The 22,186-nt window shown below is 70.6% G+C and carries 21 protein-coding genes and 1 pseudogene; 19 read left to right on the top strand and 3 right to left on the bottom strand.

Annotated elements, in window-relative coordinates; translation table 11 throughout:
* Positions 1-67: 67 nt before the first annotated feature.
* Positions 68-472: a hypothetical protein gene (locus tag AB0D12_RS13725; protein ID WP_362680907.1), complete on the bottom strand. Its 405-nt coding sequence runs from the start codon at positions 470-472 to the stop codon at positions 68-70.
* Between the two features lie 74 nt (positions 473-546).
* Here AB0D12_RS13725 and AB0D12_RS13720 point away from each other — a divergent pair, with 74 nt between their 5' ends.
* The 5 genes from AB0D12_RS13720 (at position 547) to AB0D12_RS13700 (ending at position 6,929) form a co-directional block, all read left to right on the top strand.
* Positions 547-1,086, top strand: a complete 540-nt coding sequence (locus tag AB0D12_RS13720; RefSeq protein ID WP_362680904.1) for a hypothetical protein — start codon at positions 547-549, stop codon at positions 1,084-1,086.
* A 46-nt stretch (positions 1,087-1,132) separates the two neighbouring features.
* Positions 1,133-4,342: a S41 family peptidase gene (locus AB0D12_RS13715; protein WP_362680901.1), complete on the top strand. Its 3,210-nt coding sequence runs from the start codon at positions 1,133-1,135 to the stop codon at positions 4,340-4,342.
* A gap of 272 nt (positions 4,343-4,614) precedes the next feature.
* Positions 4,615-4,974 (top strand): histidine triad nucleotide-binding protein, encoded by a 360-nt coding sequence (locus tag AB0D12_RS13710; RefSeq protein WP_362680898.1) that lies wholly within the window; start codon positions 4,615-4,617, stop codon positions 4,972-4,974.
* A 13-nt stretch (positions 4,975-4,987) separates the two neighbouring features.
* Positions 4,988-5,896: a ribonuclease Z gene (locus AB0D12_RS13705; protein WP_362680895.1), complete on the top strand. Its 909-nt coding sequence runs from the start codon at positions 4,988-4,990 to the stop codon at positions 5,894-5,896.
* A gap of 25 nt (positions 5,897-5,921) precedes the next feature.
* Complete coding sequence (locus tag AB0D12_RS13700) at positions 5,922-6,929, top strand: adenosine deaminase (RefSeq protein ID WP_362680892.1); 1,008 nt, start codon at positions 5,922-5,924, stop codon at positions 6,927-6,929.
* Positions 6,930-7,035: 106 nt separating this feature from the next.
* On the opposite strand, the gene AB0D12_RS13695 is transcribed toward AB0D12_RS13700, so the two are convergent.
* Entirely contained in the window at positions 7,036-7,851 is an 816-nt protein-coding gene (locus AB0D12_RS13695) for an IclR family transcriptional regulator (protein WP_362680889.1), read from the bottom strand.
* Positions 7,852-7,969: 118 nt separating this feature from the next.
* On the opposite strand from AB0D12_RS13695, the pseudogene AB0D12_RS13690 reads away from it, so the two are divergent.
* From AB0D12_RS13690 to AB0D12_RS13660, 7 genes and pseudogenes are all read left to right on the top strand, one after another.
* A pseudogene (locus tag AB0D12_RS13690) lies at positions 7,970-8,131 on the top strand (5-dehydro-4-deoxyglucarate dehydratase); the annotation flags it as partial.
* Entirely contained in the window at positions 8,128-9,432 is a 1,305-nt protein-coding gene (locus AB0D12_RS13685; RefSeq protein WP_362680886.1) for a glucarate dehydratase family protein, read from the top strand. The pseudogene AB0D12_RS13690 and the gene AB0D12_RS13685, both read left to right, overlap by 4 nt.
* Before the next feature lie 199 nt (positions 9,433-9,631).
* Positions 9,632-10,741: a PfkB family carbohydrate kinase gene (locus tag AB0D12_RS13680; RefSeq protein WP_362680883.1), complete on the top strand. Its 1,110-nt coding sequence runs from the start codon at positions 9,632-9,634 to the stop codon at positions 10,739-10,741.
* A gap of 160 nt (positions 10,742-10,901) precedes the next feature.
* Complete coding sequence (locus AB0D12_RS13675; RefSeq protein WP_362680880.1) at positions 10,902-11,930, top strand: PhoH family protein; 1,029 nt, start codon at positions 10,902-10,904, stop codon at positions 11,928-11,930.
* 12 nt (positions 11,931-11,942) lie between these two features.
* Positions 11,943-12,440, top strand: a complete 498-nt coding sequence (gene ybeY, locus AB0D12_RS13670; protein WP_362680877.1) for an rRNA maturation RNase YbeY — start codon at positions 11,943-11,945, stop codon at positions 12,438-12,440.
* Positions 12,437-13,735 (top strand): hemolysin family protein, encoded by a 1,299-nt coding sequence (locus AB0D12_RS13665; RefSeq protein ID WP_362680874.1) that lies wholly within the window; start codon positions 12,437-12,439, stop codon positions 13,733-13,735. The genes ybeY and AB0D12_RS13665 overlap by 4 nt, the downstream gene beginning before the upstream one ends.
* Positions 13,732-14,085 (top strand): MmcQ/YjbR family DNA-binding protein, encoded by a 354-nt coding sequence (locus AB0D12_RS13660; RefSeq protein WP_362680871.1) that lies wholly within the window; start codon positions 13,732-13,734, stop codon positions 14,083-14,085. The genes AB0D12_RS13665 and AB0D12_RS13660 overlap by 4 nt, the downstream gene beginning before the upstream one ends.
* A 47-nt stretch (positions 14,086-14,132) precedes the next feature.
* On the opposite strand, the gene AB0D12_RS13655 is transcribed toward AB0D12_RS13660, so the two are convergent.
* On the bottom strand, positions 14,133-15,548 hold the full coding sequence (locus tag AB0D12_RS13655; protein WP_362680868.1) for an MFS transporter: 1,416 nt from the start codon (positions 15,546-15,548) through the stop codon (positions 14,133-14,135).
* A 126-nt stretch (positions 15,549-15,674) separates the two neighbouring features.
* On the opposite strand from AB0D12_RS13655, the gene AB0D12_RS13650 reads away from it, so the two are divergent.
* The 7 genes from AB0D12_RS13650 to era all read left to right on the top strand — a co-directional run bounded on the left by AB0D12_RS13650 (position 15,675) and on the right by era (position 22,137).
* Positions 15,675-16,535 (top strand): helix-turn-helix transcriptional regulator, encoded by an 861-nt coding sequence (locus AB0D12_RS13650; protein WP_362681285.1) that lies wholly within the window; start codon positions 15,675-15,677, stop codon positions 16,533-16,535.
* A gap of 92 nt (positions 16,536-16,627) precedes the next feature.
* The gene (locus AB0D12_RS13645; protein ID WP_362680865.1) at positions 16,628-17,362 is read left to right on the top strand and encodes a hypothetical protein; all 735 of its coding nucleotides are present in this window, start codon (positions 16,628-16,630) and stop codon (positions 17,360-17,362) included.
* 61 nt (positions 17,363-17,423) lie between these two features.
* Entirely contained in the window at positions 17,424-17,777 is a 354-nt protein-coding gene (locus AB0D12_RS13640; RefSeq protein WP_362680862.1) for a cytidine deaminase, read from the top strand.
* Between the two features lie 38 nt (positions 17,778-17,815).
* Positions 17,816-18,184, top strand: coding sequence for a hypothetical protein (locus tag AB0D12_RS13635; RefSeq protein WP_362680859.1), 369 nt, complete (start codon positions 17,816-17,818; stop codon positions 18,182-18,184).
* Between the two features lie 261 nt (positions 18,185-18,445).
* Entirely contained in the window at positions 18,446-19,801 is a 1,356-nt protein-coding gene (locus tag AB0D12_RS13630) for a beta-xylosidase (protein ID WP_362680856.1), read from the top strand.
* Between the two features lie 414 nt (positions 19,802-20,215).
* Entirely contained in the window at positions 20,216-21,175 is a 960-nt protein-coding gene (locus tag AB0D12_RS13625) for a DUF916 domain-containing protein (RefSeq protein ID WP_362680854.1), read from the top strand.
* Between the two features lie 20 nt (positions 21,176-21,195).
* The gene (gene era, locus AB0D12_RS13620; protein WP_362680851.1) at positions 21,196-22,137 is read left to right on the top strand and encodes a GTPase Era; all 942 of its coding nucleotides are present in this window, start codon (positions 21,196-21,198) and stop codon (positions 22,135-22,137) included.
* Positions 22,138-22,186 lie beyond the last annotated feature (49 nt).

Genomic DNA, 22,186 nt, shown 5'->3' with positions numbered 1-22,186 from the left:
CCGCCCGCCGCCACGGCGCTGCTGCTGGGCCGTACCGGCCGCTGGTCCTGAAGCGGCGGCTGCCTCGCTAGGACACGCCCGAGCCCTGGTCGCCCGTGCCGAGCGCCACCACCGCGTCGAACAGCGGCCAGCCGTCGACCTCGGTCGTGCCTGCCGCGGTGGGCAGCAGCCCGCGCGCCGTCGCCTCGTCGAGAAGCCGCCGCGCGGACCCCGGCTCGTAGAGGTTCACCCAGTTCTGCCCGGAGTCGCCCACCGAGCCCGATTCCCAGTAGCCCTCGGCGATGAACCGGCCCGGGCCCGCCCGGAAAGCGAGCTCCAGGCGAGCCGTCGTCCCCTCGCGCCGCAGCGAGAGCGTGGTGCGGCAGTCCGTACAACGGCCGTCGGCGCGCGCGTGCTTATGACGGACCGACCACATGTAGACGGTGTTCTCGTCGACGACGAGCCGGCGCGTCCGGATCAGCTTCCTGGCCATTGCATGACCGTACGGGGGAAAGGTGGCCGCAACCACTCTTTTCCTTACGGGTACTCGGTGACACCCTGCCCTCCATGCGGGGCTTGAGACGAGTACGACACCGGCGCACTCTTGCCGCAATCGGCGCTGCCGGTGCGGCAGTTGTGGGCGTTGCGGCCTGTGAGCCGACGGGCGGGCTGAGCTCCGTCGCCGTCGCCGTCACCACCGACAGGACGGGCACCAGCACGCTGGAGCGACTGGGCTTCGATGTGCGGTGGCTCAGCTGTACGGCGACATTGAGGGGCGGCCCCAAGGCGGCCGGCACAGTGTCCGCGTCGCCCTCCGCCCGGAGCGTGGCCACCGTCGACTGCCAGGGCAAGACCGGTATCGGCCAGGACATCACACTCAAGGGCAAGGTCACGGAGGAGCGTTCCGGGAAGTGCGTACGCGGCGATCTCATCGCCAAGGTCAATGGCAAGGTCGTCTTCCAGGCCGACGTCCTCGGCAACTGCGCAGGCACGCCGACCCGCACGCCCAACCGCACCCCGCCCGTCACCCACCGCCCGGGCGACCCGCCGCGGCCCACCGTCACCGTCACGGTCACCGTGACCGCGACACCCGACCAGGCCAAGTGATCGGAAAGCCGTGACCGGGCGGTGGCCACCTGCCTAGGGTGACGGTGTGACGCAGCCTGCCTACCTTCGGTATCCGCATGTCCACGGCGAGTTGATCGCCTTCACCGCAGAGGACGACGTCTGGGTCGCGCCGCTCGACGGCGGCCGGGCGTGGCGCGTCAGCGCCGACAACGTACCGGTGGACCATCCGAGGATCTCGCCCGACGGCGCGCACATCGCCTGGTCCTCACGCCGTGACGGCGCGCCCGAAGTGCATCTCGCGCCCGTCGACGGCGGTCCTTCGGACCGGCTGACGCACTGGGGCAGCGGGAAGACGTCCGTACGCGGCTGGACGCCGGACGGCGAGGTCCTCGCGATCAGTACGTACGGCCAGGCCTCGCTGCGCCGCAGCTGGGCGCGGGCCGTGCCGCTCGACGGCGGGCCCGCCACCGTCCTGCCGTACGGACCGGTCGGTGATGTGGCGTTCGGCCGGCACACGCTGCTGCTCTCGGCCACCATGGGGCGGGAGGCCGCCGCCTGGAAGCGCTACCGGGGCGGCACCGCGGGCAAGTTGTGGATCGACCGGCCGGGCGAGGGCGAGTTCGTACGCCTCCACGAGGACCTCGACGGGAATGTCGAGTATCCGCTGTGGGTGGGGGAGCGCGTTGCCTTCCTCTCCGACCACGAAGGTGTCGGAGCCGTCTACTCGTCGCTGCCGGACGGTTCGGAGCTGCGCCGCCACACCGGGATCGACGGTTTCTACGCCCGCCATGCCGCCACCGACGGCACCCGGGTCGTGTACGCCGCCGCCGGTGAACTGTGGCTGCTCGACGGCCTCGAGAGCGACGGGCCCCGCCGGCTCGACATCCGCCTCGGCGGCCAGCGCACCGATCTGCGGCCGCGCCCCGTCAAGGCCGACCGCCATCTCGGCACCGCGGCCCCCGACCACACCGGGCGCGGCAGCGCGGTGGAGATTCGTGGCGGCGTCCACTGGGTCACCCACCGCGAAGGTCCCGCGCGGGCGCTCGGCGTGCAGCCCGGCGTACGGGCCAGGCTGCCGCGCACCTTCCGGGCTGACGGCGAGGAGCATGTGGTCTGGGTGACGGACGCCGAGGGGGACGACGCCCTCGAGTTCGCACCGGCCGTCGGCCCGGCGCCCGGGGCGACACCGCGCAGGCTGGGCGCGGGCCGGCTCGGCCGGGTACTCAGCCTTGCCGTTGCTCCCGACGGCACCCGTGCCGCGGTCGCCTCGCACGACGGCCGGGTGCTGCTCGTCGAGCGGGAGAGCGGCGAGGTCCGCGAGGTCGACCGCAGCGAGCACGGCCACGCCACCGGCCTGGTCTTCTCGCCGGACTCGGGCTGGCTCGCCTGGTCACATCCGGGACCGTCCCCGCTGCGCCAGCTCAAGCTCGCCAACACCGCGGATCTGTCCGTCTCCGAGGCGACCCCGCTGCGCTTCCGCGACTTCCAGCCCGCGTTCACGCTCGACGGCAAGCATCTGGCGTTCCTCTCCGAGCGCGCCTTCGACCCGGTCTACGACACGCATGTCTTCGATCTGGCCTTCGTCGGCGGCTGCCGCCCGCATCTGATCACGCTGGCCGCCACGACCCCGTCGCCGTTCGGGCCGCAGCGCCACGGCCGGGCCTTCGAAGCGGACAAGGACGATCGGGGCAGGGACCAGCGGCAGGACGGTGAGGAGAGCGGCGCCCCCGTCACCCGTATCGATCTCGACGGACTCGCCGACCGGATAGTGCCGTTCCCCGTCGAGGCGGGCCGCTACTCCACGCTGCGCGCCGCCAAGGAAGGACTGCTGTGGCTGAGCCATCCGATGCGGGGTGTCCTGGGCGCGACCCGGGCCACGCCCGACGACCCGGGGCCGAAGACCGCGCTGGAGCGGTACGACCTGGTCCAGCAGCGCATCGAGGAACTCGTCCCGGACGCCACAAGCTTCGACGTCAGCGGTGACGGCAAGCGGGTGCTGCTGTACGTGGACGGCAAGCTGAAGGTCGTACCGAGTGACCGCAGGCCCTCGCGCGACGAGGACAGCGATACCAACATCACCGTCGATCTCGCCCGCGTACGCAGCAGTGTCGACCCGGCCGCGGAGTGGCGGCAGATGTACGACGAGGCCGGGCGGCTGATGCGCGACAACTTCTGGCGCGCGGATCTCGGCGGCGTCGACTGGGACGGCGTACTGGAGCGGTACCGTCCGGTCCTCTCCCGGCTGGCCACGCACGACGACCTGATGGACCTGCTCTGGGAGGTGCAGGGCGAACTGGGCACCTCGCACGCGTATGTCACGCCCCGGGGCGGCTACGGCAGCGCCGCGGCGCGGCAGGGGCTGCTGGGCGCGGACATCTCCCGTTCCGCGGACGGTACTTGGCGCGTCGACCGCATCCTGCCGACCGAGACCTCCGACCCGCAGGCCCACTCACCGCTCGCCGCGCCCGGCGTCGCGGTGCGCGCCGGGGACGCGATTCTCGCGGTGGACGGAAGACCGGTGGACGAGGTCACCGGGCCGGGGCCGCTGCTGGTCGGCGCGGCGGGCAAGGCCGTCGAGCTCACCATCTCCCCGGCGGGCGGCGGCGATCCGCGGCACGCGGTGGTCGTCCCGCTCGCGGACGAGGAGCCGCTGCGGTACCACGCGTGGGTCGCCGACCGGCGTAGTTACGTCCACGAGCGGTCCGGGGGCCGACTGGGCTATCTCCACGTGCCGGACATGCAGGCGCCGGGCTGGGCCCAGATCCACCGCGATCTGCGGGTCGAGGTCGCGAAGGAGGGCCTGGTGGTGGACGTCCGGGAGAACCGCGGCGGCCACACGTCGCAGCTCGTGGTGGAGAAGCTGGCGCGGCGCATCGTGGGCTGGGACCTGCCGCGCGGGATGCAGCCGCAGAGCTATCCGCAGGACGCGCCGCGCGGCCCGGTGGTGGCCGTGGCGAACGAGTTCTCGGGCTCGGACGGCGACATCGTCAACGCGGCGATCAAGGCGCTGGGCATCGGCCCCGTGGTGGGCACGCGGACCTGGGGCGGCGTGGTCGGCATCGACAGCCGGTACTCCCTGGTCGACGGCACACTGGTCACGCAGCCGAAGTACGCCTTCTGGCTGGAGGGTTACGAGTGGGGTGTGGAGAACCACGGTGTGGACCCGGACGTGGAGGTTGTCATGACGCCACAGGACCACGCGGCGGGCCGCGACCCGCAGCTGGACGAGGCGGTCCGGATGGCGCTGGCGGTCCTGTCGGAGAACCCCGCGAAGTCGGCGCCGAGCCTGCCGTAGGCAGAGCCGGCGAGGCCTGCCGCGGAATGCGTGACGGCCGGTTGGCGCCGCGGAGCGCCGCCCGGATTCGCCGGCGGTCGCTCCCGTGCGTGACCGCCGCTCGGTTCGCGCAGTCGTGGGCGCAGTCGTGGGCGCCGGCCGTTGTGACCGCCGGCCGTCGTGGCGGACGGGCAAAGGGGCTCGGCACACTTGACCCCCGCCGCGGCGGACCTGTCCGGACGCGGGCTATACGATGCCGTCGGTACCGACCACACGCGAGGAGGACCCCGGTCATGGCGGGAGAACCGCAGGCTGACTGCCTGTTCTGCAAGATTGTCGCGGGGGAGGTGCCGGCCACCGTCGTACGGGAGACGGAGACCATCGTCGCCTTCCGCGACATCAACCCCCAGGCCCCGACGCACATCCTGGTCATCCCCAAGGCGCACTACCGCGACGCCGCCACCCTCGCCGCCGCGGCGCCGCAGCTCGCCGCCGATGTGCTGCGGGAGGCCGGCGAGGTCGCCGGTGAGGAGAAGGTCGACGGCGCCGGCTACCGCATCGTCTTCAACACCGGCGCGGGCGCAGGCCAGACCGTCTTCCACGCGCACGCGCATCTGCTGGGCGGCCGCGGCCTCGAGTGGCCTCCCGGGTAGCGGGTACACCGACTTGTCCGTACGTGAATTGGTGGTGCTCGGCACCGCCAGCCAGGTCCCCACCCGGCACCGCAACCACAACGGCTATCTGCTGCGCTGGGACGGCGAGGGCATCCTCTTCGACCCCGGCGAGGGCACCCAGCGCCAGATGCTGCGCGCCGGTGTCGCCGCGCACGACATCAACCGGATCTGCGTCACGCACTTCCACGGCGACCATTCGCTCGGGCTGGCCGGCGTGATCCAGCGGATCAACCTCGACCGGGTCCCGCACCCGGTCACCGCGCACTACCCGGCGAGCGGACAGCGCTTCTTCGAACGGCTGCGGTACGCCACGGCCTATCGCGAGACGGTGGCGCTGGACCAGAAGCCGGTGGGTGGCGACAGTGCCGTACTGGCCACGACCGATGCGTACACCCTCGACGCCCACAGGCTCTCGCACCCCGTCGAGTCGTACGGCTACCGGATCACCGAGCCCGACGGCCGCCGGATGCTGCCCGAGAAACTGGCCGCGCACGGCATCCAGGGTCCGGGCGTCGGCCGGCTGCAGCGCGAGGGCGTGTTCGACGGTGTCACCCTCGACGATGTGAGCGAGGTACGCAGGGGCCAGCGCTTCGCCTTCGTCATGGACACCAGGCTCTGCGACGGCGTGTACGCGCTCGCCGAGGGCTGCGACATGCTCGTCATCGAGTCCACCTTCCTCGACGAGGACGAGCAACTGGCGTCGGACCACGGCCACCTGACCGCCGGCCAGGCGGCCCGCGTGGCGCGCGACGCGGGCGTGCGGCATCTCGTGCTGACGCATTTCTCGCAGCGCTACAGCGACCCGTACGAGTTCGAGCGGCAGGCCAGAGCCGCCGGTTACGAGGGTGAGCTGACCGTCGCCCAGGACCTGTGGCGGATCCCCGTTCCCAAAAGGACCTGAGCGCGAAACGGCCTAAGATGGGGCAATGCCCCTCCCCAAAGCCGAACTGCACCTGCACATCGAAGGCACCCTCGAGCCCGAGCTCGCCTTCGCGCTCGCCGCGCGCAACAGCGTCGTACTGCCGTACAAGGACACTGAAGAGCTGCGCCGCGCCTACCTCTTCCAGGACCTGCAGTCCTTCCTCGATCTGTACTACGGGCTGATGTCCGTCCTGCACACCGAGGACGACTTCGCCGAACTGGCCGACGCGTATCTGGCGCGGGCCGCCGGGCAGGGCGTGCGCCACGCGGAGATCTTCTTCGACCCGCAGGCGCACACCGCCCGCGGTGTCCCGATCGGCACGGTGATCGACGGGCTGGCCCGCGCGCTCGACCGCAGCGAGGAGCGGCACGGTGTCTCCACCCGGCTGATCATGTGCTTCCTGCGGGACGAGTCCGCCGAGTCGGCGATGGCGACGCTCGACGCCGCGAAGCCCTATCTGCACCGGATCGCGGGGGTGGGCCTGGACTCGGCGGAGGCCGGGCATCCGCCGTCGAAGTTCCGCGAGGTGTACGAGGCGGCGGACGCGCTCGGGCTGCGCAAGGTGGCACATGCGGGCGAGGAGGGCCCGCCGGCGTACATCCGGGAGGCCCTGGACGTGCTGGGCGTCGAGCGCATCGACCACGGGCTGCGCTGCATGGAGGATCCGGAACTGGTCGAGCGGCTGGTACGGGAGCGGGTTCCGCTGACGCTCTGCCCGCTGTCGAACGTACGGCTGCGGGCCGTCGACGTCCTCGAGGAGCACCCGCTGGGGCGGATGATGGACGCGGGGCTGCTGTGCACGGTCAACTCCGACGACCCCGCATACTTCGGCGGCTACGTCGGCGACACCTTCCATGCGGTGCACGAGGCACTGGGGCTCACTGAGGAGCAGCTGCGTGAGCTGGCCCGCAATTCGTTCCTGGCGTCCTTCCTGGACGACGACGAGGAGCGGCGGGCGCGGCTGATCGCCGAGGTCGAGGCGTACGACTTCGAGGTCGGACGCCCCGAGTAGCGGGCGGGACCGGGCCGCTGGGGGCTGCGCCTCCGGGACGCCGATCGCACCTTCGAGGGGTGTCCTCAATCGCCGGACGGGCTGAATGTTCAGCCCCTCCGGCGATTCAGCGCCGGCTCGCCGTCGCCTCGATCTTCGCGCGGACCTCCCTCATCACCGCCACGATCTGCCGCTCGTGCTCCTCGGTGAGCCGTGCCACCGGCACCGAGCAGCTGATCGCGTCCGTTGCGGGCGCGTCGTGGCGCAGCGCGAAGCCGAAGCCCGCGATACCGGTCACGCCCTCCTCGCGGTCGACGGCGTAGCCGCGCTCGCGGATCGCGGCGAGGTCGGCGGCGAGGACGGCCCGGTCGGTGTGGGTGTTGGGCGTGAGCTGCTCCAACTCGCCCTCGGGAAGCAGCTCGTCCGGCCGCTCGGCCAGCAGCGCCTTGCCCAGCGCGCCCGCGTGCGCGGGCAGCCGGCGGCCCACCCGGCTGAAGGTGCGCACATACTCATGTGACTCGCGGGTCGCGAGATAGACGACGTCCGCGCCGTCCAGCCGGGCCAGATGGATCGTCTCGCCGAGCGCGTCCGAGGCCTCGTCGAGATACGGGCGGGCGGCGCGTACCAGCGGATCGCTGTCCAGATAGCTGGTGCCGGTGAGCAGCGCCCGGATGCCGATGCCGTAGAGCGAGCCGGTGGCGTCCGTGCGGACCCAGCCGCGGTCGATGAGCGTCTGCAGCAGCGCGTACATGCTGCTGCGAGGTACGCCCAGTTTCTCCGCGAGCTCGCGGAGCCGGGCGGGGCGGTCGCCGCGCTCCGCCAGTACTTCGAGCAGCTCGACGGTGCGGCCCGCCGACTTCACCTCGCGCACGCCGCCGGTTCGCGGCGTCGGCGCCGGCTCCGATTCCGGCTCCGATTCCCTCTGCGAATCCGTCTCCGACATGCGCCGATCGTAATCCGGGCACCTGGGCCCATTGACGACTCCTGTTCGCGTATCTAATCTCCGTTCTCATTCGTGTACGTCATCTATATAGGGAGACAGCATGGGGCAGGCCGCGGACGTGCCCGGTTACGCCGTGTCGCTGGTCAAGGCGGCGGCCCGGCTGCGCGGAAGGCCCGTGGGGCCGGTACGCGCATCTCTCACCGAACCCGGTCCCGACGACCTCGCGGACCTCGAAGCACTGCTCGCAGCCGGACTCGACCTGGTAGGAGCCACCGCATGAACGCACGCGACGACCTGACGATCACCGAGGTGCGGCTCACCCCGATCCTCGTCGCCGACCCGCCGCTGCTCAACACACAGGGCGTGCACCAGCCGTACACCCCGCGGCTGATCGTCGAGGTGGTCACGGCAGGAGGCATCACCGGCGTCGGCGAGACCTACGGCGACACCAAGTACCTCGACCTGGCAGCGCCGTTGGCGGAGGTGCTGCCCGGCTGCCAGGTCAGCGATCTGAACGGGCTGCATCAGCTCGCGGCGCTGGTCTGCGGCGACTCGCCCCAGGCCACCGGCGCGGACGCCCTCGACGTCGGCGGCCTTCGCGGTGCGCAGACCGCCGAGAAGCTGCGGCTCTCCATCGTCTCCGGCTTCGAGGTCGCCTGCCTGGACGCGCTCGGCAAGGCCCTCGGCCTGCCCGTGCACGCGCTGCTCGGCGGCAAGGTGCGCGACGCCGTCGACTACAGCGCGTACCTCTTCTACCGTTGGGCCGAACACCCCGGCGGCGCCGGGGAGTCCGACGACTGGGGCGCGGCCGTGGACCCGGCGGGCGTTGTCGCGCAGGCCCGGCGCTTCGCCCGCGAGTACGGCTTCGCCTCCTTCAAGCTCAAGGGCGGCGTCTTCACGCCCGCGGAGGAGATCGCGGCGGTCCGCGCGCTGGCGGAGGCCTTCCCCGGGCGGCCGCTGCGGCTCGACCCCAACGGCGCCTGGTCCGTGGAGACCTCGCTGAAGGTCGCCGCGGAGCTCGCTGACGTACTGGAGTACCTGGAGGACCCGGCGAGCACGACGGCCCGGATGGCCGAGGTCGCGGCCGGCACCGATGTTCCGCTCGCGACGAACATGTGCGTGACGACCTTCGCCGAGATCCCCGAGGCCTTCGCGCGCGGCGCCGTTCAGGTCGTCCTCTCCGACCACCACTACTGGGGCGGGCTCCGCAACACCTGTGAACTGGCCGTGATCTGCCGGACTTACGGGGTCGGCCTGTCCATGCACTCCAACACCCACCTCGGTATAAGCCTCGCCGCGATGACGCATGTCGCCGCGGTCGTTCCCAATCTGGACTACGCCTGCGACAGCCACTACCCATGGCAGACCGAGGACGTCATCACCGAGCGCCTCGAGTTCAACGACGGCCGCCTCGCCGTCTGCGACCTTCCGGGCCTCGGTGTCGAACTCGACCGCGAGCGGCTGGCGCTCCTGCACCGGCGCTGGCTCGACGACGACGGCACGATGCGCGAACGCGACGACGCCGCGGCGATGCGGATCGCCGAGCCCGACTGGGTCGCGCCGCCCGTCCCCCGCTGGTAGCCGCACACGCCGCCCGTCCGGCGGTTGCTGCACACGCAGCCCGTCCGGCGGTTGCCGCACACCAGCCCGTCCGGCGATTGAGGACAGAATCGGGAAGGGGCGGGGTGGGGAAACTTCCTACGCCCCGGCCCGCACCCGCGACCCCCCGCCCCCATCAGGCAGACTGGCCTGATCTGCACCACGTACCGGGAGCGGCACGGTGACCATTGGACACGGAGAGTATCCGCACCACGCTGCCACCTGCCTGGACCCGCTCGCCGCGCTCCGGAGACCAGCCGATCCGGACTGCGACGTCTATCTCACCGGCAGTGTCTTCCTCGACATCATCTTCACCGGCCTCGAGTCCGCCCCCGTCCGCGGTACCGAGTCCTGGGCCCGTGGCATGGGCTCCAGCCCCGGTGGTGTCGCCAATATGGCCACCGCCCTGGCCCGGCTCGGGCTGCGTACCTCCCTCGCCGCCGCGTTCGGGGACGACCACTACGGCGAGTACTGCTGGGACGCCCTCGCGCAGGGCGAGGGCATCGACCTCGCGCTCTCCCGCACCGTGCCCGGCTGGCACTCGCCCGTCACCGTCTCCATGGCGTACGAGGGCGAGCGCACGATGGTCTCGCACGGGCACGAGGCCCCGCCGCCCGAGCCCGCGCCCGACTGCCCGCCGCCCGCCAGGGCCGCCATCGCCTCTCTCACGCCCGGTCGCGACGAGTGGATCGCCCAGGCCGCCCGCAAGGGCACCCGCGTCTTCGCCGACGTCGGCTGGGACGAGAGCGGCCGCTGGGACCCGGACGACCTCGCCGACCTGGAGCACTGCGAGGCCTTCCTGCCCAATGCCGAAGAGGCGATGCGCTACACCCGCACCGACTGCCCCCGCGCCGCCGCCCACGCCCTGGCCGAGCGGGTTCCGCTGGCCGTCGTCACCCTCGGCGCGGAGGGCGCGTACGCCGTCGACGGCGGGACCGGCGAGAGCGCTCAGGTCCCCGCCATCGAGGTGGAGGCGCTCGACCCGACCGGTGCCGGTGACGTGTTCGTGGCCGGTTTCGTCACCGGCACGCTCGCGGGCTGGCCGCTCGCCGACCGCCTCGCCTTCGCCGGGCTGACCGCCGCCCTGTCGGTGCAGGAGTTCGGTGGCTCGCTCTCCGCGCCGGGCTGGTCCGAGATCGCCGCGTGGTGGCAGTACGTCCAGGGCTGTGACGACCAGGACCCGACGGCCCTGCGCCGGTACGCGTTCCTGGAGACGCTGCTGCCCGCGCCCACCCGGCCGTGGCCGCTGCGCCGTGCCGTACCGACGATCGGCTTCGGCCGCTCCGCCTGAAACCCCCCGCCTGCGGCCCCCGCCTGAAGCCGCCCCTCCGTAACGCCCCCGGAAAAGCCCTCGGCCTTGTCAGTGCCAAGTCGTACGCTTGGTGTCCCAGAGGTTGTCGAGCAGCGAGAACCCTGCAACGGGAGGTATGTGCAGGCCACAGAGCCGGCCCATGACTCAGACACCTACAGCCGAGACCCCTGCGCCGGGGCAGGCGCGAGCCCACTTCACCGTCCCCGCCAAGCATCCGATGGTGACGGTCCTGGGTTCGGGTGACGCCCTGCTGCGCGTGATCGAGAAGGCCTTCCCGGCGGCCGACATCCATGTCCGGGGCAATCAGGTGAGCGCGATCGGCGACGCGGCGGAAGTCGCTCTGATCCAGCGCCTGTTCGACGAGATGATGCTGGTGCTCCGCACCGGGCAGCCGATGACGGAGGACGCAGTGGAACGCTCGATCGCCATGCTCAGAGCAGGCGAAAGCGGCAACGGCGCGGTCGAGACCCCGGCCGAGGTGCTCACCCAGAACATCCTCTCCAGCCGCGGCCGGACCATCCGCCCCAAGACCCTCAACCAGAAGCGGTACGTCGACGCGATCGACAAGCACACGATCGTGTTCGGAATCGGCCCCGCCGGTACCGGCAAGACATATCTCGCCATGGCCAAGGCGGTCCAGGCCCTGCAGTCCAAGCAGGCCAACCGCATCATCCTGACCCGTCCTGCGGTGGAAGCCGGCGAGCGCCTCGGCTTCCTGCCCGGCACGCTCTACGAGAAGATCGACCCGTATCTGCGGCCGCTGTACGACGCGCTGCACGACATGCTCGACCCCGACTCGATCCCGCGGCTGATGGCGGCGGGCACGATCGAGGTCGCGCCGCTGGCGTATATGCGCGGCCGGACGCTCAACGACGCGTTCATCATCCTCGACGAGGCGCAGAACACCAGCGCCGAGCAGATGAAGATGTTCCTGACCCGGCTCGGCTTCGACTCGAAGATCGTCATCACCGGTGACGTCACCCAGGTCGACCTGCCGAGCGGCACGAAGAGCGGACTGCGCCAGGTCCAGCACATCCTGGAGGGTGTCGAGGACGTGCACTTCTCCCGGCTCACGAGCCAGGATGTCGTACGGCACAAGCTCGTCGGCCGTATCGTCGACGCGTACGAGAAGTACGACGGCCAAAACGGGCACCCGAACGGGAAGTAGTAACAGCGCACCATGTCGATCGACGTCAACAACGAATCCGGAACCGAGGTCGACGAGCAGGCGATCCTCGATGTCGCCCGCTACGCGCTCGCGCGGATGCGAATCCACCCGCTCTCCGAACTCTCGGTGATCGTCGTGGACGCCGACGCCATGGAGCAGTTGCACATCCAGTGGATGGACCTGCCCGGTCCGACCGATGTCATGTCCTTCCCGATGGACGAGCTGCGTCCGCCGGTCAAGGACGACGAGGAGCCCCCACAGGGGCTCCTCGGTGACATCGTGCTCTGTCCCGAAGTCGCCAAGAAACAGGGCGAAGAGGCCCCGACACAGCACTCCATGGACGAGGAGCTCCAGCTCCTGACCGTCCATGGAGCGCTGCATCTGCTGGGCTACGACCACGAGGAGCCGGACGAGAAGGCCGAGATGTTCGGTCTGCAGGCCGCGATCATCGACGGCTGGCGGGCGGAGAAGGGCCACACCGGTCCGTCCCCGGCGCCGACCGTCTCATGACCGGTCAACTGATCTTCGGCGCGATTCTGCTGGTCGTCGTCGCCTGGCTGGCGGCGTGCGCGGAGGCGGGCCTGGCCCGCGTCTCCAGTTTCCGTGCGGCCGAAGCCGTACGTTCCGGACGGCGCGGCGCCGAGAAACTGGCGCAGGTCAGCGCCGACCCGACCCGATATCTCAATGTCGCCCTGCTGGTGCGGGTGTCCTGCGAGATGGCGGCCGGGGTGCTCGTCACCTATGTCTGCCTGGAGGAGTTCAAGGAGACCTGGACGGCGCTGGTCGTCGCCATCGGCGTGATGGTGCTCGTCTCGTATGTCGCGGTGGGCGTCTCGCCGCGCACCATCGGCCGCCAGCACCCGCTGAACACCGCCACCGCGGCCGCGTACGTTCTGCTTCCGCTCGCCCGCATCATGGGACCGATCCCGCAACTGCTGATCCTGCTCGGCAACGCGTTCACGCCCGGAAAGGGCTTCCGCAAGGGCCCGTTCGCGAGCGAGGCGGAGCTTCGGGCGATGGTCGACCTCGCCGAGCAGGAGTCGCTGATCGAGGACGACGAGCGCCGTATGGTGCACTCCGTCTTCGAGCTCGGCGACACACTCGTACGCGAACTGATGGTCCCCAGGACCGACCTGGTCTGCATCGAGCGCTACAAAACGATCCGGCAGGCGCTGACCCTGGCGCTGCGCTCCGGCTTCTCGCGCGTCCCCGTCACCGGGGAGAACGAGGACGACATCGTGGGCATCGTGTATCTGAAGGACCTGGTCCGCAAGACGCACATCAACCGCGACTCGGAGGCCGATCTGGTCTCCACGGCGATGCGGCCCGCCGTGTTCGTGCCCGACACCAAGAACGCCGGAGACCTGCTGCGCGAGATGCAGCAGAAGCGCAACCACGTTGCTGTCGTCATCGACGAGTACGGCGGCACGGCCGGCATCGTCACGATCGAGGACATCCTCGAGGAGATCGTCGGCGAGATCACCGACGAGTACGACCGTGAGCTGCCGCAGGTCGAGGAGTTGGGCCAGGGCCGCTTCCGGGTCACCGCCCGCCTCGACATCGACGATCTCGGCGAGCTGTACGGGCTCGACGAGTTCGACGACGAGGATGTGGAGACCGTCGGCGGACTGCTGGCGAAGGCCCTGGGACGGGTGCCGATCGCGGGCGCGTCCGCGGTGGTCGACCTTCCGGACGGGCGTGCGCTGCGGCTGACCGCGGAGTCCCCGGCCGGCCGCCGGAACAGAATCGTCACCGTGCTGGCGGAGCCGGTGCCCGGGAAGCCCGAGGGGGATGCGGCGGCATGAAGGCGCAGGAGTTGAGGGCGTTCTGTCTCGAATTCAACGCTGCGGTGGAGGAGTTCCCGTTCGGGCCCGAGACCTCGGTGTTCAAGGTTCTCGGCAAACTCTTCGCGCTCAGCGCGCTGGACGCCCGGCCGCTGAGGGTGAACCTCAAGTGCGAGCCGGAGATCGCGGTCCAGCTGCGTACCGACCATGCGGCGATCGTCCCCGGCTATCACATGAACAAGCGCCACTGGAACACGGTGACGGTCGGCGAGCTCCCGGACCGGATGGTCCGGGAGCTGATCGAGGACTCGTACGACCTGGTGGTGGCGGGCCTCCCCAAGGCGGACCGCCTCCGCCTGGACCGCGCCTGAGCCGGGCGGCCTTTCCTGAACCGCGGCTCCGCCCCGGACCCCGCTCCTCAATCGCCGGAGGGGCTGATATTCCGCTTCCGCAGGCCCAGCCCCACCAGGACCGCCGCTCCCACGACAACCGCCGCGTCCACCGCCAGCACCGTACGGACCCCGTCGAACAGCGAGCCCTGCGTCGTTGCCAGCACTCCCAGCAGCGGGATGCCGATGGTGATCCCCACCTGCTGCGTCGTGGTGACCAGCCCCGTCGCCAGGCCCTGCTCCTCGTCCGGCACCCCGGACGTCACCGTCAGTCCGTACGAGATGATCGCGCCCAGATGGCAGACGCTGGCCAGCGAGACGGCGACGGTCGCCAGCAGAGCGCCCGATCCGGTGCCGATGCCGAGCAGCCCGGCGACGAACACGCCCTGGCCGAGCAGCGAGACGACCAGCGTGCGACGGGCACCGATGCGGCCGATGAGCTTGGGGGCGTACGCACCGGCGAAGGCCGACAGCACGCCCTGGACGCCGAAGACCAGACCGGTCCGGAAGGCGGAGAGCCCCAGCACCTCCTGGAGGTAGAGGGTGAGGACGAAGACGACCGTGCTCATCATCGAGAAGGTGACCAGACCGGCCAGATTCCCCCAGGCCACCGTCCGCCGCCTCAGCATCGGCAGCGAGACCAGCGGGGCGGGGGACCGGGACTCGACCACCACGAAGGCGACCAGCAGCGCGACTCCGGCGATCAGCGTCACCAGGACATCGACCCCGCCGAAGCCTCGCTCGGCCGCCGTGGACAGGGCGTAGATCACGGCGAGCAGCCCGCCGGTGACGGTGACCGCGCCGGGCACGTCAAGACGCGGCCGCTCCGGGTGCCGGGACTCGGCCAGCAGACCGGGCGCCAGCAGGAGGACGAGCAGCGCGGCGACGGCCAGCAGGCCCATCGTGGAGCGCCAGCCCAGAGTGTCCGTCAGTACGCCGCCCAGCACCATGCCGATGGTGAAGCCCAGGGACAGCAGCGTGCCGCTGATGCCCAGCGCCCGGTCACGCTGCGGGCCTTCCGGGAACGTGGTGGTGAGCAGCGACATTCCGGTCGGCACGATGGCGGCCGCGCCCAGACCCTGCAGGGCCCGGCCGGCCAGGAAGGACGCCGGGTCCCAGGCGAAGGTCGCGAGCAGTGAGGCGGCGCCGAAGACGGCGAGACCGCTGAGGAACAACTTGCGCCGCCCGTACAGATCGGCGGTCCGGCCGAAGAGCAGCAGGAAGCCGCCGGAGGGCAGCGCGAAGGCGGTGACCGCCCACTGCAGCGCGGACTGGCTCATGCCCAGGTCCTTGCCGAGGACGGGCAGCGCCACATTCAGTACGGAGAAGTCGAGCGCGACCATGAACTGGGCGGCGCACAGGACGAGCAGGATCAGCTTGGCGCGGCCGGAGAGCTTCGGCGGCGCGGTCGCCGCGAGGGTGGGGGCGGAGGTGTCGATTGCCATGAGCAACACCTTCGGGCTCCAGGAATATCCGTGGGGAGCGGGAACTTATCCTGTTGGTCGCACCACCAGGCAGCCAGGCGGACGGACCAGGGGGAGTACGTGGCCACGACGGCCGAGCAGGATGGGATGAAGGCGCACCGCCTCGGCGAGCTGCGCGAGTTCCTGATGAGCAGGCGCGCCAGGGTCAGTCCGGCCGAGGCGGGCCTGCCGGACGGCGGGGCCCGCCGTCGTACGCCAGGACTTCGCCGTGAGGAGGTCGCGGTCCTCGCGGGCGTCGGTGTCTCCTGGTACCAGTGGCTGGAGCAGGGGCGGGACATCACCGTCTCGCCGCAGGTCCTCGACTCGGTGGGCCGGGTGCTGCGGCTGAGCAGCGTCGAGCGCCGCCATCTGTACGTACTGGCCGGGCTCAACCCGCCCGCGCCCGAGGTGGATCCGGGCGACGCCGACATGTGCGCCGGGCTGCGGCGGCTGATCGACGCGTGGATGCCCTTCCCCGCGCACATCATGGACGCGTACTGGAACACGGTCCTCTACAACGACGCGGCGGGGATGGTCCTCGGCATGCGCCCCGGGCTCGTTCAGAACTGTCTGATCGCCTTCTTCACCGACCCCATCTACCGCTCGCGTGCCAAGAGTTGGGAGCAGAACGCGCCCAACGTCGTCGCGCAGTTCCGGGCTGCCTGCTCCGAGCGCCCCGACGACGAGGGCTTCCAGTCGGTGGTCGAGGAGGCGAAGGCTGCCAGCGAGGATTTCACCGAGCTGTGGGAGCGGCGAGATATCGCGCCCGGCGGGCAGGTCCGCAAGGAGATGGAACACCCCCTGGTCGGGGCGCTGTTCGTGGAGTCGACCCAGCTGCGGGTGCCGGCCCGGCCGGATCTGGCGATCGTGATGCATACGCCGCTGCCGGAAGCGGATACGGCCGCGAAGCTGGAGTGGCTGGCGAGCCCGGAGGGCCGGCGCGGCTCGATGTATCCGGTGGCGGGCTGACCTCAGCGTATGTGTATCCTCTGCCCGTTACCGGGGAGGGGGGAAGCTCCCCATGAGCATTTTTGAGCCAGATTCAGGGGAGTACCACTTTCATGCGTACCCGTATGCGCCGCGGCGTTGCCGCCGCTCTCACCGTCTCCGCGCTGTGCTTCACCGCGGCGGCCTGCGGTGGTTCCTCCGACGAGAAGAAGCCGGCCGCCGGCCAGGAGCAGTCCAAGGACAAGGCGGAGGGCGACGACAAGCAGGCGCCGGCGCTCACGCCGCTGACCGCCGCGCAGATGAAGGCCGCGACCCTTGAGGTCAAGGACCTTCCCACCGGCTGGAAGGCCGGCAAGGTCGCCGCCGACAACACCCCGGCCCCGAAGGCCGACAAGCCCGAGTGTCAGCCGCTCGCCGACATGATGGGCGCCAAGGTCAAGGGCGCCACCAAGGGCGGAGACGTCGACTTCAAGCAGGCAGACGGCAAGACCGAGCTGAGCCAGCAGGTCCTCACGTTCGCCGGCGCGGGCTCCGCCGACTTCACCAAGGCCATCGGCACGGCGCTGGGCAGCTGTTCCACCGTCTCCTTCGAGATGGAGGGCGAGAAGACCGCCGTCAAGATCGAGAAGCTCGACGTTCCGAAGGTCGGCGAGGCATCGCACGCCTTCCAGATGTCCATTGAGTTCGCGCCCGGCATCGTGATCAAGGCCGATCTGCTGGTTGCGCACCAGGGCACCGGTGCCACCCGCGTCGCGTACATGAACGAGGGCGGCGCCACGGCGCAGAAGGACTTCGCGGATCTGGTCAAGCGGGTCGGCGACAAGTTCGTCAAGGGCGTCCAGGGCTGAGCCCCTGCCACTCCGACCGGCCGCCCGGCTCCGTGCCGGGCGGCCGATCTATGCTCGCGATATGACGCAGAGCACCGACCTCGACCCCGAGGACCGCAAGATCATCACGCTGGCGCGCAGCGCCCGGGCCCGCAACGGTGTGCCCGAGGGTGCTGCCGTACGGGACGAGACCGGGCGTACGTATGTCGCGGGGACCGTGGCGCTGGAGTCGCTGAAGCTCAGCGCGCTGCAGACCGCCGTCGCCATGGCCGTCGCCAGCGGCGCGAAGTCCCTCGAGGCCGCGGCCGTCGTCTCCGAGGCGGACGCCGCCTCCGACGCGGACCGCGCCGCGGTACGTGACCTGGGCGGGCCGGAGACCCCGGTGCTGCTCGCCGGCCCCGACGGAGCGCTCAAGTCCGCGGTGGCGGCAGGCTGATGCGCCGAGGTGCTCCGAAGGGAGCACGGCGTCGGCGGGTGTTCGGCTGGGTCGCCCTGGCGGGTGCCGGCACCATCGGGGCCGGCAGCCTCGTCGAGGCAGCCATGGCGGGCGGTGTGGACGCGATGGACGTCTGGCCCTTCGCGGTGGTCGGCTTCGCCGCGGGCGAGTTGCTGAAGGGCTACGGACGCGAGCGTGCGGCGCGGATTGCTCAGGCGGTCGCGAGCGTGCTGCTGGCGGCGGTCTCGCTGTGGCTGGGCGGAGCCGCGGCAGAGGATCTGGCGCTCGGCCGCGGGGCCGACTGGCTGGATCTGGCGACCGGAGCACTCGGCCTGCTGTATGTGGCTGTCGGAGCCGCGATTCTCGCCGACCGGTTCCGCAGGCGCAGGACCACCAGGGCGGTCTGAAGCCGTCGGGCCGCTCACGGGCCGCATTCCCCGGAGCTTCCCGGACGGGAGTACCGACGGGGAAGCCGGACGGTATGACAGCACCGGTGTGACAGAAATCGGCGTCACCTTTTCCGGTGGCGCCGATTCCCACTTCCGGCCTGCGCAAACGCGGATCTTGACAGTATCTGATGGGTCATCAGACAACGCATTTCGATTCCATTGACTTCTTTCGGCCGTCCCCTGTCAATGGCCCCCAGCATTCCTCAGAAGGGGGCAATCATGGCTACAGCCACCCGAAGATCCGCCATCCGAAGATCCATTGGCCGCAGGCGACGGTGGACCGCCGCACTGGGGTCCCTCGCCCTGGTCGCGGGCGCGGCATCGCTCGCCGCGCCCGCGAACGCGATGGCCGCCGCTTCCGCACCGGTGGACTTCGCGACCCACTGCGTACCGCCGCCCATCGCCGGCATCCCGCCCATCGACGGCACCACGACCGCCGAGATCACCGTCGACAACGCCGCACCCAAGGTGGGCGACACAGTCACGGTCACGTACACGGTCACCAAGCCGGCCGCCAGCAACCCGGTCGACCTCGCCCTTCCGGCCGACATCATGACGCCCAGCGGCAAGGTCGCCCTCGGCGGCGCCCAGGCCGGCAGCGTCACGGTCACCGGACCCAAGAAGAACCCGCCCGTCCCCGGCAAGGGAGCATTCCCGCCGTTCTCGATGACCGGCACCTTCAAGGTCACCGCGCCCGGCTCGATCACCCTCTCGCCCGGCGACTACAACATCCACACCAGCTACATCATGGAGCTGGACACCCCGTGCACGGTCACCAATCCGCCCGCGCCCGTCTCCCAGACGGTCGTCGCGACGGACGTTCCGGGGACCAACGAGCGCACCATCCAGCTCGCCACGGCCTCCGGTAAACCCGGCGACCAGGTCACCGTCACCGGCGCCAAGTTCACTTCGCTCGCCGACATCACCGTCGTCGGACGGGCCGGAGCGGCCGAGACAGCCGACAGAATGACCCTCAAGGCCGACGCCTCAGGCGGCTTCACCGCGCGGCTCACGGCCAGCGACAAGGCGACCACCGGCATCGTCGCGTACGAAGGCAGTGCCTGGTCGGCGGAGAAGGGCGCGGGCCCGGCGGCGTACACCGTCGTCGACGACACGCCTCTGCCCGGCAACAGCCAGAAGCTCAACACCTCGGTCGCCGCAGGCACTTTGTCCATGTCCCAGGCCGGTGACACCGTCGAGATGTCGGCGGTCGACTTCGGCAAGGGCGGGGCAGCCGCCGGCGATCTGAAGAAGGTGACGGTCAAGGACTTCCGCGGCGGCCCCGCGGGGTGGTCCCTGACCGGCAAGGTCACCGACTTCACCGGGCCCGGCGGGAAGATCGACGCCGGCAGACTCGGCTGGACGCCGGCCTGCACCACCAAGCAGGGCAGTCCCAGCACCTGTGCGGCCGGCTCCGCGGGACCGGTCGGCAGCGCGGGCGCGACCCTCGCCTCCACGCCCAACGGGACGCTCACCGGAGGTGAGTTCACCGTGGACGCGAAGGTCTCACTGGACGTACCGGCGTACACCGCCCCCGGCGCGTACTCCGCAGTGCTGACCCTCACGCTCACCTGAGTGGTGCCGGTGAGTGGGCCGAAGGGGCGCGTACTCCGCAGTGCTGACCCTCACGCTCACTTCAGTGGTGCCGGTGAGTGGGCCGAAGGGGCGCGTACTCCGCAGTGCTGAACCTCACGCTCACTTCAGTGGTGCCGGTGAGTGGGCCGAAGGGGCGCGTACTCCGCAGTGCTGAACCTCACGCTCACCTCAGTTGTCCCGGCGAGTGAGCCGAAGGGGCGCGCGGGCGTCGAAAGGGAGAACGCGCGGAGGTCCCGAGGAACGAGGGATCGAGCACGATCGATCGTCGACACACGCTGAAGGCGCCCCGGAGGCGAACCGAGCCTCAAAAAAGAAAACGGACGGGCCGGGCGCGCACCCGGTCGGCCCGCTCGAACTTCCCCGGCACCGCTACGTCCCTGGGGGGCTCCGCACATGCGCAAGCTGTACGTCATCCTGCTGCCCGTCCTGGTCGCGCTGCTGTACGGCGGGTACGGCATCCCGGCCGCCCACGCCGCCGACAACGGCAACTGGTCCGTCTACCCCACCTCCTCCGAACTGGGCCGGCGCCCGTACTTCTATCTCTCGGCCGACCCCGGCACGACCCTCACCGACGAGGTCACGGTCACCAACAAGACCGCCACCCCACTGACGTTCCGGCTGTACGCCGCGGACGCGTACAACACCGAACGGGACGGTGGCTTCGCCGTACGCACCCAGAAGGAGAAGCAGCGCGGCATCGGCGCCTGGGCCGAGCCCGAGCGCGACCGCGTCACCGTCCCGGCGAACAGTTCCGTCACCGTGCCGTACACCGTGAACCTCCCCGAGGACGCCGAACCCGGTGACCACCCCGGCGCCCTGGTTGCCCTCGATGAGCGCATCAACCCCTCGACGGGCTCGCTCGCCGTCGGCATCCAGCAGGCGGTCGGCGCGCGCATCTATCTGCGGGTGAACGGCCCCACCGTCCCGGCGCTCTCCGTCGAGAACGTCACGCTCACCCACGAGCAGCCCCTGGTGCCCGGCACGGGCGAGAGCAGTGCGCTCATCTCGTACACCCTCTACAACCGCGGCAATGTCACGCTCAACCCCAAGGTCGCCCTCGAGGCGGAGGGCCTCTTCGGCCGCGATCTCCTCAACCGCGATCTGAAGAAGATTCCCGCCGAGCTGCTGCCGCGCCAGAAGATCCGCCTCACCGAACGCTGGGCGGAAGCACCCCAGCTCGAATGGGGCGAGGTCAGACTCACAGCCACCGCACGGGACGTCCGCGAGTCGGCCGGAACCTCCTTCTTCGCCCTGCCCTGGCTGGTCGCGGTGATGCTGGCGGCGGGCCTGTCGGCGGCCGCGGTGTGGGCCAGAGCGCGGTGGGTGAGGGCGCGCGTACCCGAGGGCTCGTGACATCAGGGACAATGGGCGCCATGAGCGCTCGTACCCAAGAGAACAACGCCCCCCACCGGGCCGGCTTCGCCTGCTTCGTCGGCCGCCCCAACGCGGGCAAGTCCACCCTCACGAACGCTCTGGTCGGCCAGAAGGTGGCGATCACCTCCAACCGGCCGCAGACGACCAGGCACACCGTCCGCGGCATCGTGCACCGCCCCGAGGCCCAGCTGATCCTGGTCGACACCCCGGGCCTGCACAAGCCGCGCACGCTGCTCGGTGAGCGTCTCAACGACGTCGTACGCACCACCTGGGCCGAGGTGGACGTGATCGGCTTCTGCCTGCCCGCCGACCAGAAGCTCGGCCCCGGCGACCGCTTCATCGCCAAGGAGCTCGCGGGCATCAAGAAGACCCCGAAGGTGGCGATCGTCACCAAGACCGACCTGGTCGACTCCAAGACCCTCGCCGAGCAGCTGATCGCGATCGACCAGCTCGGCAAGGAGCTGGGCATGGAGTGGGCGGAGATCGTCCCGGTCTCGGCGGTCGGCGGCAAGCAGGTCCAGCTGGTGGCCGACCTGCTGATCCCGCTGCTCCCGGAGGGCCCGATGCTCTACCCGGAGGGCGACCTCACGGACGAGCCCGAGCAGGTCATGGTCGCGGAACTGATCCGTGAGGCCGCGCTGGAGGGCGTACGGGACGAGCTGCCGCACTCGATCGCGGTGGTGGTGGAGGAGATGCTGCCGCGCGAGGACCGGCCGGCGGACAAGCCGCTGCTGGACATCCACGCGAACCTCTACATCGAGCGCCCGAGCCAGAAGGGCATCATCATCGGCCCGAAGGGCAAGCGCCTGAAGGAGGTCGGCACGAAGTCGCGCAAGCACATCGAGGCGCTCCTGGGTACGCCCGTCTTCCTGGACCTGCATGTGAAGGTGGCGAAGGACTGGCAGCGGGACCCGAAGCAGCTGCGGAAGCTGGGTTTCTGACCGTCGGGCCACTGTCCTGGGGCGCCGGCTTTGCATGGCACCCGTTATG

It is taken from the genome of Streptomyces sp. NPDC048479, assembly GCF_040651435.1.
Classification (GTDB): Bacteria; Actinomycetota; Actinomycetes; order Streptomycetales; family Streptomycetaceae; genus Streptomyces.
Note: the sequence above shows the minus strand (reverse complement) of the source record. Positions and strands in the feature narration are given on the sequence as shown.

What these genes read in the sequence shown, in the direction of transcription:
- AB0D12_RS13725 (WP_362680907.1), bottom strand. Translation starts at nt 472, where the DNA reads ATGGCCAGGAAGCTGATCCGGACGCGCCGGCTCGTCGTCGACGAGAAC.
- AB0D12_RS13720 (WP_362680904.1), top strand. Translation starts at nt 547, where the DNA reads ATGCGGGGCTTGAGACGAGTACGACACCGGCGCACTCTTGCCGCAATC.
- AB0D12_RS13710 (WP_362680898.1), top strand. Translation starts at nt 4,615, where the DNA reads ATGGCGGGAGAACCGCAGGCTGACTGCCTGTTCTGCAAGATTGTCGCG.
- AB0D12_RS13700 (WP_362680892.1), top strand. Translation starts at nt 5,922, where the DNA reads ATGCCCCTCCCCAAAGCCGAACTGCACCTGCACATCGAAGGCACCCTC.
- AB0D12_RS13695 (WP_362680889.1), bottom strand. Translation starts at nt 7,851, where the DNA reads ATGTCGGAGACGGATTCGCAGAGGGAATCGGAGCCGGAATCGGAGCCG.
- AB0D12_RS13685 (WP_362680886.1), top strand. Translation starts at nt 8,128, where the DNA reads ATGAACGCACGCGACGACCTGACGATCACCGAGGTGCGGCTCACCCCG.
- AB0D12_RS13675 (WP_362680880.1), top strand. Translation starts at nt 10,902, where the DNA reads ATGACTCAGACACCTACAGCCGAGACCCCTGCGCCGGGGCAGGCGCGA.
- ybeY (WP_362680877.1), top strand. Translation starts at nt 11,943, where the DNA reads ATGTCGATCGACGTCAACAACGAATCCGGAACCGAGGTCGACGAGCAG.
- AB0D12_RS13665 (WP_362680874.1), top strand. Translation starts at nt 12,437, where the DNA reads ATGACCGGTCAACTGATCTTCGGCGCGATTCTGCTGGTCGTCGTCGCC.
- AB0D12_RS13660 (WP_362680871.1), top strand. Translation starts at nt 13,732, where the DNA reads ATGAAGGCGCAGGAGTTGAGGGCGTTCTGTCTCGAATTCAACGCTGCG.
- AB0D12_RS13655 (WP_362680868.1), bottom strand. Translation starts at nt 15,548, where the DNA reads ATGGCAATCGACACCTCCGCCCCCACCCTCGCGGCGACCGCGCCGCCG.
- AB0D12_RS13650 (WP_362681285.1), top strand. Translation starts at nt 15,675, where the DNA reads ATGAAGGCGCACCGCCTCGGCGAGCTGCGCGAGTTCCTGATGAGCAGG.
- AB0D12_RS13645 (WP_362680865.1), top strand. Translation starts at nt 16,628, where the DNA reads ATGCGTACCCGTATGCGCCGCGGCGTTGCCGCCGCTCTCACCGTCTCC.
- AB0D12_RS13640 (WP_362680862.1), top strand. Translation starts at nt 17,424, where the DNA reads ATGACGCAGAGCACCGACCTCGACCCCGAGGACCGCAAGATCATCACG.
- AB0D12_RS13630 (WP_362680856.1), top strand. Translation starts at nt 18,446, where the DNA reads ATGGCTACAGCCACCCGAAGATCCGCCATCCGAAGATCCATTGGCCGC.
- AB0D12_RS13625 (WP_362680854.1), top strand. Translation starts at nt 20,216, where the DNA reads ATGCGCAAGCTGTACGTCATCCTGCTGCCCGTCCTGGTCGCGCTGCTG.
- era (WP_362680851.1), top strand. Translation starts at nt 21,196, where the DNA reads ATGAGCGCTCGTACCCAAGAGAACAACGCCCCCCACCGGGCCGGCTTC.